Source organism: Capnocytophaga cynodegmi DSM 19736, from assembly GCF_000379185.1.
GTDB classification, from domain to species: Bacteria; Bacteroidota; Bacteroidia; order Flavobacteriales; family Flavobacteriaceae; genus Capnocytophaga; species Capnocytophaga cynodegmi.
Window position 1 is genome coordinate 39,479 of record NZ_KB900711.1, and the last position, 11,344, is coordinate 50,822.

General features: G+C 35.1%; 6 protein-coding genes. 2 read left to right on the forward strand and 4 right to left on the reverse strand.

Annotated features, from left to right (window positions below; translation table 11 throughout):
• Positions 1 to 158: 158 nt before the first annotated feature.
• Together YW9_RS0104580 and YW9_RS0104585 are read right to left on the reverse strand one after the other, a co-directional pair.
• Positions 159 to 1,811 carry a RagB/SusD family nutrient uptake outer membrane protein gene (locus YW9_RS0104580; protein ID WP_018279012.1) on the reverse strand — a complete coding sequence of 551 codons (1,653 nt, stop codon included), beginning with the start codon at positions 1,809 to 1,811 and terminating at the stop codon, positions 159 to 161.
• Positions 1,812 to 1,831: 20 nt separating this feature from the next.
• Positions 1,832 to 4,924 (reverse strand): SusC/RagA family TonB-linked outer membrane protein, encoded by a 3,093-nt coding sequence (locus tag YW9_RS0104585; RefSeq protein WP_018279013.1) that lies wholly within the window; start codon positions 4,922 to 4,924, stop codon positions 1,832 to 1,834.
• A 449-nt stretch (positions 4,925 to 5,373) separates the two neighbouring features.
• Here YW9_RS0104585 and YW9_RS0104590 point away from each other — a divergent pair, with 449 nt between their 5' ends.
• Both YW9_RS0104590 and YW9_RS0104600 read left to right on the forward strand, forming a co-directional pair.
• On the forward strand, positions 5,374 to 8,106 hold the full coding sequence (locus YW9_RS0104590; RefSeq protein WP_231555650.1) for a substrate-binding domain-containing protein: 2,733 nt from the start codon (positions 5,374 to 5,376) through the stop codon (positions 8,104 to 8,106).
• 681 nt (positions 8,107 to 8,787) lie between these two features.
• A complete protein-coding gene (locus YW9_RS0104600) occupies positions 8,788 to 10,110 on the forward strand; it encodes an ATP-binding protein (RefSeq protein WP_018279018.1) in 1,323 nt (440 codons plus the stop codon).
• 119 nt (positions 10,111 to 10,229) lie between these two features.
• On the opposite strand, the gene YW9_RS13450 is transcribed toward YW9_RS0104600, so the two are convergent.
• Both YW9_RS13450 and YW9_RS0104615 read right to left on the reverse strand, forming a co-directional pair.
• On the reverse strand, positions 10,230 to 10,391 hold the full coding sequence (locus YW9_RS13450) for a hypothetical protein (protein ID WP_018279019.1): 162 nt from the start codon (positions 10,389 to 10,391) through the stop codon (positions 10,230 to 10,232).
• A 632-nt stretch (positions 10,392 to 11,023) separates the two neighbouring features.
• A partial coding sequence (locus YW9_RS0104615) for a site-specific integrase (RefSeq protein WP_026193816.1) occupies positions 11,024 to 11,344 on the reverse strand: 321 nt, incomplete at its 5' end.

The following is an 11,344-nucleotide window of genomic DNA, read 5'->3' on the forward strand; positions in this document are numbered from 1 at the left end:
GTAAGTTTTTTATAGATGTAACTCTCTAAAATCACTAAATAATTCTTCTTGAAACTATTTTATTCTCCAAATTATCTTAAAAATGAGTTAGGAAGAGTACCTTTGTCAAAGATTTAATCTCTGACAAAGGTTTATAAGTATCTCAGCAAGATGTTTTATTAAAATCCTACATTTTGTTTATAAATTCCTTTTACAAAACCGATTTGTTGTTGCGGTATAGGAATATACTCGTTTTTGTTTTTTGTAAAACGAGCATTTGAATAAATAGCAGGACGTCGGGTTGCTTCGGAAATATAGTAGGCATTAAGTACTTCGTGAGCAATGCCCCAACGCACTAAATCAAAGAAACGCTCACCTTCCATAGCAAATTCTAAACGACGCTCCCAGCGTAAGGCTTGTTGGGCATATTCTTTTGTCCAATTACTATTACTGTAAGGCTCGATATCTACATTAGAAGCGTATCCGATAAGTGATGTACTTTGTTTGGCACGTGTACGTACTTGGTTGATTAATACAAGTGCATCGTTATGGCGGTTTAACTCTATCAAAGCTTCTGCACGCATCAGTAGTACATCGGCATAACGTAAAACAATTCGATTTTTAGAATTTCCTCTAAATGGATTAATATTCTTAAAACAAGGACAATCAGGGTCAACATTTTCTTTAAGTGAAGCATATACACCATAAATGTTTATGTTTCTATTCCAATCTTCTTTATAAATACGATTTATGTTGTACTTATATGGAAGTCCAGGAATTGCAACTGTATGAAATAACCTTGGATCAACCTTATCACTTGATGCGTTGTAATTAACATTGTTATAGGAATCAAACTGTGGAATACCGTTAGAAGTTTTGAAAGCATTAACTAAGTTTTGGCTTGGTTTATGAAAATCACAACAGCCTAATCCCATTGGGGTAGAAAGTACATCACCCCAGTTTAGTCTTCCGTAAGCGGTTCCATCTTCGTGAGAATATTGGATAGCAAAAATGGATTCTTTTCCATTTTCATATTCACCAGGGAGGAAATTGAAAGCAAAATCCTCTTCTAGTCCATAACTTGAAGTCATTACCTCATTGGTGTAAGTTAGTACTTCCTCCAAATCGTTAGAGTTGATGGAAGTTACGTTATTTGCTTCGTCCTGTCTGTAAGCTTTGTATAAATAGGCTTTGGCAAGATATGTTGCAGCGGCATATTTATTAGCACGTCCTTTCTGAGGCTGATTTTTGGGAAGCAAATCGTAGGCTTTTTTGAAGTCGCTCACAATCCACGCCCATTGTTCGTCGTTAGGCAAGGTGTTAGGTGTTTTTTCATATTCGTTGTCAGGTGTATTTTCATCAACAAAAGGAATATGCCCAAAAACTCTTTTCAGCATAAAGTAAAAATGCCCACGTATGAAATACATTTCGCCCATTCGCTCATTTTTCTTTTCAAACGATGACTCTTTTAGAAGTCTCAAAGCGTTGTTTGCACGTGAAATCCCTTGAAAACAACTAAACCATAATTTATCAGGTTCTCCAAAAGTAGGTTGAATATTTTGGGAGATTTCGTAAAAGTGGAATACACCAATGTCGTTTAAGTCACCTCCCCCTTTATAAGCATCATCGGATCGTACATTTCCGTATGGCCAAAGGCTAAAAGGCACATCATAATGGTCGTTACCCAAAGCTGAATAAGCAGCTGTAACTAATCCTTCAACTTGTGTTTTTACTTCTTCATCAGTCATTATACCTTGTGGAGTTTCATCAAGGAAATTACAACTTACTAAAAAGGAGGAGCTTAAAAAAGCTGTATATATTATCTTTTTCATTTTTTTAATTATGTTTAAAGTTAAAAAGAGGTGTTGATACCTACGGTAAATGTCATTGGAATCGGATAACCGTAGTTCGGGTTTTCAGGATCTTTCCCTGAGAAGTTTTTGCTTTTAATAGTAAATAAATTTTGTCCGCTAACGTAAAAGCGCATTTTACTCATTTTTACTTTTTCCAATAAACTTTGTGGAAGAGAGTACCCTAATTGTATGTTACGTAATTTTAGGTATGAACCATTTTCAACGAAATAAGTAGAAAAGCGTCCTTCGTCATTTGGGTTGAGGTTCGAAACACTTGGAATATCAGAATTTGGATTCGTTACAGGGTCGAAAGCATCAAGAAGACGTTTTCCTTTGTTAGAGTACGTATCGAAGAACCAAAAATCAGTATGGCGTTTGACAGCACTATCAATATCCACGTTATGAACTCCTTGCAAGAAGAATGTTAAGTCAAAATTTTTGTATTCTAAATTGACATTGAGTCCATAGATAAAGTCCGGATGTGGGTCGCCAATCCAAGTGCGGTCATCATCGTTGATTATGTTATCATTGTTTAAATCACGATAACGAATACGTCCAACTCCTTTTCCTTCTTGTGTTGCGTGATTATCAACCTCTGATTGAGATTTAAAAATGCCATCAGCTACATAGCCGTAAAAAGAACCTAATGGACGCCCCAAAATATTGTCTCCTCTTCCGTTTCCACCATAAGCATTAACTACCGATTCAGGAAGTTCGGTAATACGGTTTTTATTGGTTGAGAAATTAGCATTAAGGTCATATTTCAGTCCGAAGCTTGTTTCGTTTCGATAACCCAATGAAATTTCTAACCCTTTGTTTTCCATCGCTGCACCATTTACCCATTGATGTGCTCCCTCACCTTTGATACCTGCGTATGGAGGTTCGACCAAAATATCCTTGGTTTTTTTGATATAATATTCAGCAGAACCATAAAGTGAATTGTCAAAGAAAGCAAAGTCAAGTCCAAAGTTGGTTTGTGTAGTAGTTTCCCATTTTAGTTCTTTGTTACCCAATCGGTCGCGTTTAAAGCCCGATGCTAATTGCCCTGAATTTTTACCTTCGATGTCGTAGGAGGTATTCCAAATAGAATTCCATATGTAATCTCCTGTTACGCCATAATAAGGCACATAAATATTGTAGATGGAATAATTCCCAATTTCTTGGTTTCCGTTTTGTCCCCAACCAAAACGCAATTTTAGGTCAGAAACTGTGTTTTGTAGGCTTTCCATAAAAGACTCTTGTGAAATACGCCAACCTAAATTGAAGGCAGGAAACGTTCCCCAACGATTGTCTTTATGAAAACGTGAAGAACCATCGTGACGAAGTGTAACCGAAGCTAAATAGCGACTTGCAAGGGCATAATTTACCTTTCCAAAGAAAGAAAATAGTCTGTATCCGGACGATAACCCTGTTCCTGTTACTCTTCCTGTTCCCAAATTAGGCCACATATAATCTGGAGTTTCGACTGCAAAATCATACGCACGAACAGAAAAATCAGTATCGTTCTGACGGAACATTTCCATACCTGCAAGAGTTTCAAAACGATGGCTTCCCAATTCAAAGTCATACGTAATGGTATTTGACCAATTCCATTTGAGCCAATGTGCTTGTTCTAAACTTGAAAAGGTAAGTGCCTTTGGTTCTTCCAAAAAACCTGAAATGAAAGAGTGATTAAGTCCTCGTTTGAAATAATTACCATAATCAAGACCAAAACTTGAACGGAAATTAAGTTTATCCAAGGGTTGTATGTTGATAAAAACATTTCCGAAAGTTCTCCAAAAGTTGAAACGATTGTTTTGCCCATCGTGGATAATACGTGCTGGATTTTGTCGGTCGGGCATTCCTCCTACGGGACCACCCCAACCCGTTCCGTCAGCAGTTCTTACAGGGATGAATGGAGCGGCAATGACAGCACCTTCAATGATATTTTGCCCAACTTCACTTGTGCGATTGATTGTTAAATTCTCACCAATGGTAACAACTCCATCTAAAAGTTTGTAATCGGAATTGATACGTGCTGAAATACGTGAAAAATCTGAATATTTTACCAATCCTTCGTTCTTGTAATATCCTAACGATAAGAAATAATTTCCTTTTTCAGTACCGTTTGAAACTGATAGATTGTAAGAATGAGCCACACCTGTTCTAGTAACTTCATCAAACCAATCAGTATCAGCAGGAAGCAAAATACGTCCAATTTTATCTTTAAATTCACTTGGATAACGTAAACGATTTAAGACAGCATTCCCCGAAGCATCTATCCCTTCGTCGTACATAATACCAATAGGATTGGTGTTTGGATCTTGCCCACTGTTTTTAAAGGCTTTCCAAAGTACCCTCGCATACTCATCAGAGTTCAAAGTCTCAATCTGCGATTGGAAAGAAGAAATAGTGGTGTAATGGTCAAAATCGACTCTTATTGCTCCTTGTTTTCCTTTTTTGGTGGTGATAATGATAACCCCATTTGCCGCACGTGACCCATAAATACTCGCTGCCGAAGCATCACGAAGTACCTGAATGCTTTCAATATCATTGGAATTGAGTTCGTGCATTCCCGCTTTAGTAGGCACCCCATCAATGATATAAAGAGGATCATTGTTATTAAGCGTCCCAACACCACGAATACGAATAGTAGCAGCTCCTGAAGGCGTTCCATCATTGGTTACTTGCATACCCGCTACACGCCCTTGTAAGGCTTTCATTGGGTTGTTTTCGGCTGCTGTCATCATTTCATCGACTTTTACTACCGAAACTGCCCCTGTTAGGTCGGCTTTTCGTTCAGTACGATAACCAACAGCAACTACTTCATCAATCATTACCATATCTTCTTCCAAGCTGACATTGATTTGTGTGCGTCCACTAACGGCTACATTAAGTGTCTTAAAGCCAACATAAGAGAACGATAATGTATCATTCGTGTTTGCAGCGAGGCGGTAATTCCCATCAAAATCGGTGGTTGTACCTATTCCTACTCTGTTTTTCACAATAACACTCACGCCCAAAAGCGGTTCGTTATCCGTTTTTGATTTTACAACTCCTTGTACATTTACTTGTTGTGCGGAAATTATCCCATAGCAACAAAAGAAGCTCATCAAAAACATCAGGTTCATTTTTTTGATTATTAGATGATGCATATTAATATAGTTTTATATTGTTCCTAAATTTGCACTTAATTAAATTTATACATATACAATATATGCTATTAAATTTTTCACAAAGTTGCGATTATTTACGTTTTGACACTGTAAAAAATTGGTCAAAAACAAGCAAGAATGTTGCATTTTAGAATCTTGAATAAAAAAATGAATTTGTAAATCGTTTAAAAACAAAAACTTAATTATTTAACTTCAAAATAATATTCTTTGAGTGGATATCTTTACCTCCAAAAAAAAGAAAAAAAATCGAAGTTATTTTTTATTAAAACTAATCGTATTCTTAATCTTTGTGATTTGATATTTCCGAAAAACGAAGCAAGATTTTTATGAAATAAGCATCTCCAAGCAGGTCATTTTTTGTACCTTTGTGTTCGTTAATGTATCTAATGATGAGGTTTATATATCCATTTTTATTTTTGATTCTACTTGCCTGCCAAAAAGAGAAAGCATCCCAATACATTGTTGGAGTTTCACAGTGCAGTGACGACTTGTGGCGCGAGGCGATGAATGAGGAAATTAAACGTGAAATAGCTTTCTATCCACAGACACAAGTCATTATAAAAAGCACAAAGGATAATACTCAACAACAATTTCAAGATATTGAGGAATTTATAAATCAAAAAGTAGACTTACTTATTATTGCTCCAAATGAAGCAGAGGCTCTTACTTCTGTTGTTCAAAAGGCACATCTACAAGGCATCCCCATAATCTTAGTTGATAGAAAAGTTAAAACTGACAATTACACGGCTTACATCGGAGCAGATAATTACCAAATTGGGAAAGAAGCAGGGTTATATGCCGCATCGGTACTCGGTGGCAAGGGAAATGTCGTTGAAATACGTGGTTGGAAAGGTTCTACTCCTGATACAGAACGCCACCAAGGCTTTGTAGATGCTCTTCGCAATACACCCGAAATAAAAATCATTGCGGAAGTATATGGAAATTTCTTGAAAGATGACGCTAAGAATCAAATGATTTCTATCTATCACGAACACGAAACCATCGACTTAATTTTCGCTCTAAACGATCGAATGGCTTCGGGTGCGTATGAGGCTTCATTGTTATTTAGTGGAAGAAAACCTTTCATCATTGGAGTAGATGCCTTACAGAACGAGGGTGTTCAAAACATTATCCAAGGAAAGCAAAACGCCTCGTTTTTATACCCAACGGGAGGAGACAAAGTGGTTGAATTAGCGATGAAAATTTTGCAAAAACGGCCTTTTACCAAAGAAAATACATTACACACCACTGTTGTAGACAAAAGTAATGTGCGTGTCTTACAACTTCAAACAGAACAAATTACCGAAAAACAAGCTAAAATTGATGCTATTAATCAATCTCTGAACGAAAGTTTAGTAAAATACACCAATCAACGGACACTTTTCTATATTTCAGTCATTGCCATAGTCTTAGTAATGATATTTTTATTAATTACCATTCGGGCATACCGAACCGAAAACAGAGCTCGACAAATGTTAGCTCTTAAAAACGAAAAAATTCAAAGGCAGACCGATATTCTTCAAAAACAAAAAGAACAATTAGAGCTTATTACCAAGCAATTAGAAGATACAACACAAGCCAAATTGGTATTTTTTACCAATATTTCACACGAATTCAAAACACCTCTGACCTTAATTTTAGCACCCGTAGATTCACTTTTGAAAAACGAACAACTAACTGAAAAACAACGTGAAATGCTATTACTTATCCAAAAAAATAGCCATCGCTTATTGTTTCTCATTTCTGAACTTATCGAATTTCGTAGTTACGAACGCGGAAAAATAAAAATGTGTTTTGTACGAGCCGACCTTAAAATATTCTTGGAAGAAATCAATATATTTTTTGAAAATTGGATAAAACAAAAAAATATTGATTTTGTTTTTCGTGCCGAAGCAACTTCCTTTGAAATTATTTTTGACAAAGAAAAAATGGAAAAAATTTATTTTAACTTGGTTTCCAATGCCTTAAAATTTGTCAACTATAACGGAAAAATAGTTATTTCTCTTTCGAAAGAAAATGAAGGAGTGTGTTTATCTATTTCCAACACAGGATCTTATATCCCGGAAGATAAATTGACAGACGTCTTTGAACATTTTTACAAAATAGATCCCAATAGTGAAGGTTCAGGCATTGGTTTGGCTTTGACACAATCATTGGTGTGGGCTCATAAAGGAACAATTAGTGTGGAAAGTGACCGCAATGAAGGAACTACTTTTTCTGTGCATTTACCTAACCAACATAGCGAAATATCGGAGGATATCTACGAAACGAGTTTTTTACAAACACAAATGAGATTATTAGCTCAACCCTCTTCAAATAACGAAGAAAGAATGTACCTCTCTTCCGAATCTACGCTGCCTGACAAACCTTTGGTTCTCATTGTGGAAGACAATGAAGATATGCGTAAATTTATCTGTCATATTCTTTGTAACGAATTTAATTTGATTGAAGCAGTTAATGGTGAAGAAGGATTTAAAAAAGCCAAAAAATATACGCCCGATTTAGTTATTAGCGATGTAATGATGCCCCAAAAAGATGGATTTGAACTTTGTCAACTATTAAAAACCAATCTTTCAACCAATCATATTCCTGTGATTTTGCTTACAGCCTATTCTTTAGATGAGCAGAAACAAATTGGATTTGAAAGCGGTGCTGATGCTTATATCTCCAAACCTTTCAATACGAATTTACTACTTGTTAGAGTAAGAAAACTCATTGAAAATCGTAAGAAAATACAAGAAATTTTCTCTAGTAAATTACTTGATGTTTCCTCAAAAGAGTCTCTTGGCAAAGTAGAAGAACTTTTTATTAACGAATTTAAAACATATGTTCAAAGACAAATTGCCAACCCCGATTTGAATATTGATGAAATGGCAGAAGCTCTTGGACTCTCTCGCTCACAACTCTATCGAAAAATAAAATCATTGACCAATTATTCACCTAATGAACTTATCCGAATCATTCGAGTACAACAAGGCAAACAACTACTAATGCAGAACACCAAAACCATTTCAGAGATTGCTTATGAAATAGGATTTTCATCACCTTCCTACTTCGCTAAATGTTTTAAAGACTTATTCAATGAAAGTCCAACAGAATTTGTAGAGAAGTTGAAATAGAATAATATGAAAAACCATGACTTTGGAGGGGTTTTCAGCTCCCTGCAAGGGCAAGTGGTTTTGAGATGCGGAAAATATTTTGAGCATCTCAAAACACAACTTGCTTTGTTCGGGTGAACAGAAAATACTCCCTATCGGTCGCATTAAAGTCAGCTTTGAAAAAGATAGAAAAACCTTCCAAAATCATTGTCTTTTGTTTTTGTGCAAAACAACCGAATTTCAATCATTTAACAGATATATCATTCCTTGCCTTTGAATGCCTTATAATACCAAAGAATTCCTTATGTAAATACGTGTGTAATTGTGTATGTTTCTTTATACGCACATAGATATGGATGTAACTACGTACCAACGTACTTACATATGTACATACATACGTAAACAAATACGATAATACCTATGTGATTATCTGCAAATGTAAATACTTACACACCTACCTGTTTGTGTATATGTATATAAATATTTGGATAAGTACGTATCTACTTACAAAAATACACATGTAGATAGATACATACACATATATGTATTCAATTACCTGATTTTGTATGTAGGATTTCCAAAAATGACACGAAAAAACAATACTATTGTTATATAAATAATAGATTATTATTTATAAAATCATATCTTTGCATTTCCGAAACACTCATTTCGGAAATATTTGTTTCTTAAAAAAATAAAGATATGAAATTTTATAATCGGGAAAAGGAAATTGCAAAACTGCTTTCCATTGCAGAAAAATCAAAGCAAAATGCACAACTTACGGTAGTTACGGGCAGAAGAAGAATTGGAAAAACCCAACTTTTGTTGCAAGCCTATAAAGACACCAATTTTCTGTACTTCTTTGTTGCTAAAAAATCGGAAATGCTACTGTGTGCTGATTTTCAGCAGGAATTAAGTCAAAAATTAGGCATTCCCATCTTGGGAGAAGTAACTTCCTTTTCAGTACTTTTTGAGTATGTAGTACAACTTTCACACCGGCAAAACATCACCTTGATTATTGATGAATTTCAGGAGTTTTTAGCAATCAATCCTTCGATTTACAGCGACTTACAACGCATTTGGGATTTAAACAAGGATAAGACTCGGTTGAATCTGATTGTTTCGGGTTCGGTGGTTTCGCTGATGTACAAAATCTTTGAAAATAACAAAGAACCTTTGTTTGGCAGAGCCAGTCACTTTATCAAACTCAAAGCCTTTGAAACAGAAGTTTTAAAAGAAATTTTGTTGGATTTTAATCCGAATTATGAGTCTGACGACCTGTTGGCTCTTTATAGTTTTACGGGTGGTGTTGCCAAATATGTACAACTTTTTATGGATAACGGTTGGACAACCAAAAGCAAAATGATTGCGGGAATGATTGATGAAAATTCCATTTTTATCTCCGAGGGGAAAAACCTGCTTGTTGAGGAATTTGGTAAAGAGTACAGCATTTACTTTAGTATTTTGACTGCTATTTCTGAAGGGAAAAATTCTAGAAGTGAAATCGAAAATTTATTGAAAAAAGAAATTGGAGGTTATCTGACGAAAATGGAACGCGATTTTAATCTGATACGAAAAAATACGCCGATGTTTGCTAAAAGCGAAACCAAAAATGTAAAATACACTTTGGAAGATAATTTTCTAACTTTTTGGTTTCGATTTATTTATAAATACAGTCACATTATTGAAATTGGTGCATATGGGCAACTCATCAAAATCATTGAACGCGATTACACCACATTTAGCGGACAAATGCTCGAAAAATTTTTCAAAGCTCGTGCTATTGAATCGGGGCAATATACACAAATTGGTAACTTTTGGGACAGGAAAGGCGAAACGGAAATCGATTTCATAGCCGTGAATGACTTGGAAAAGACCGTTGATTTTGCAGAGATAAAACGCAAAAAAGACAATATCAACATAGAAATTCTCAAACAAAAAGTATATCAATTACTACAATTACACCCGCAATTAACCAAGTATGAGTATCGTTTTCACGCTTGGAGTTTGGAGGATTTGAAATAACCTTCAAAAGTCAAACCTGACCACTGACTTCCGAACTACGTCAAGTGTACTTATTTGATGTAATTTGTTTGTAGCACCCGAAGGCTTGTTTTGTCAAGAGCTTTATGCTTGTACCATTGTTAGTATTGTAGTACCAAAAAAGTTTTTAAAACGTCTGAAAAATCAAAGCAGTATCCTATAACAGGAATGGCATTTTTGAAATACCAATTGTGATTGACTTGGTAGGTTATCCAATCATATTCTTTGTTTTTGAGTCGCGTTTTGCGAAATGTTTTGTCCATCCTGCTTTTTCCGCTCTCTATCTCTGAAAATTTTTAATTCGGCAATGAGAGGAAGAGCGAAGTCGTTTCAAAAACCAATAGTAACAAAGTGTTTGTATTTATAATTATTGACATTTTTTTATTCGTATAAAGAGTCGGAATATGCGGTGGTCGTTTCGAGAGCCTAAAAGGTCTGTGTTTAGCGGCTACAAGGTTTTTCAAAAAAATACAACCCCGCAGGGTGTGGAGATTTTTTTGAAAACCAAAGGCTTGACCTTGTGACAGCGTTACAAACACAGAAATACCTTTGCTCTCAAGAACGAATACCATTTTTGGCACTTTGGGTTTAAAAAAACAGGAAAAAATTTAAGGGAACTTATGTAATCAATGGTTTAATTAAGAAACGAAGTTGCTTTACAATTTCCCAAAAAAGCTAAATAAAACCTAATAAAAAAACGATACAGAAATTGTAAACAATTTCTATGTCGGCTGATTGTAAAACTAAAATATTTTGTTCTACCATATGATTTACAATAAATTACATTATAATGAAGATGTAAATCCTTGTCCTAAGCTATAAAATTTATGGGCTACTTTTTCCAAATCCTTACTGATTTTTTCATTAGTGATTTTAGCGTAAATCTGTGTGGTTTTTAAATTCTTGTGTCCATCATTTTACTAACACTTTCCAAAGGAACACCCTCCGTGAGAAATAAAGTTCCAAAAGTATGTCTTGCCCAATGAAAACTCAAAGATTTTGTTTTATTAATACCTGCCTCTAAACTGATTTTTTTGAGATAACGATTGCAGGTAACATTAGTAGGAACAGGAAACACGAAATCATTTTTAGTAATCGACTCGTATTTATCAATGATTTTTTGAGCAATGGGAAGTACGCGAACATTGGAAGGATTGCTCGTTTTTTGCCTACGGGAAAGAATCCAACGATTGCCATCAAAAAAGGTTTGAATTTG

Bases quoted from the DNA above. Each gene is read 5' to 3' on its own strand.
- YW9_RS0104585 (WP_018279013.1), bottom strand. From the start codon at position 4,924: ATGAGCTTCTTTTGTTGCTATGGGATAATTTCCGCACAACAAGTAAAT.
- YW9_RS0104580 (WP_018279012.1), bottom strand. From the start codon at position 1,811: ATGAAAAAGATAATATATACAGCTTTTTTAAGCTCCTCCTTTTTAGTA.
- YW9_RS0104590 (WP_231555650.1), top strand. From the start codon at position 5,374: ATGATGAGGTTTATATATCCATTTTTATTTTTGATTCTACTTGCCTGC.
- YW9_RS13450 (WP_018279019.1), bottom strand. From the start codon at position 10,391: ATGGACAAAACATTTCGCAAAACGCGACTCAAAAACAAAGAATATGAT.
- YW9_RS0104600 (WP_018279018.1), top strand. From the start codon at position 8,788: ATGAAATTTTATAATCGGGAAAAGGAAATTGCAAAACTGCTTTCCATT.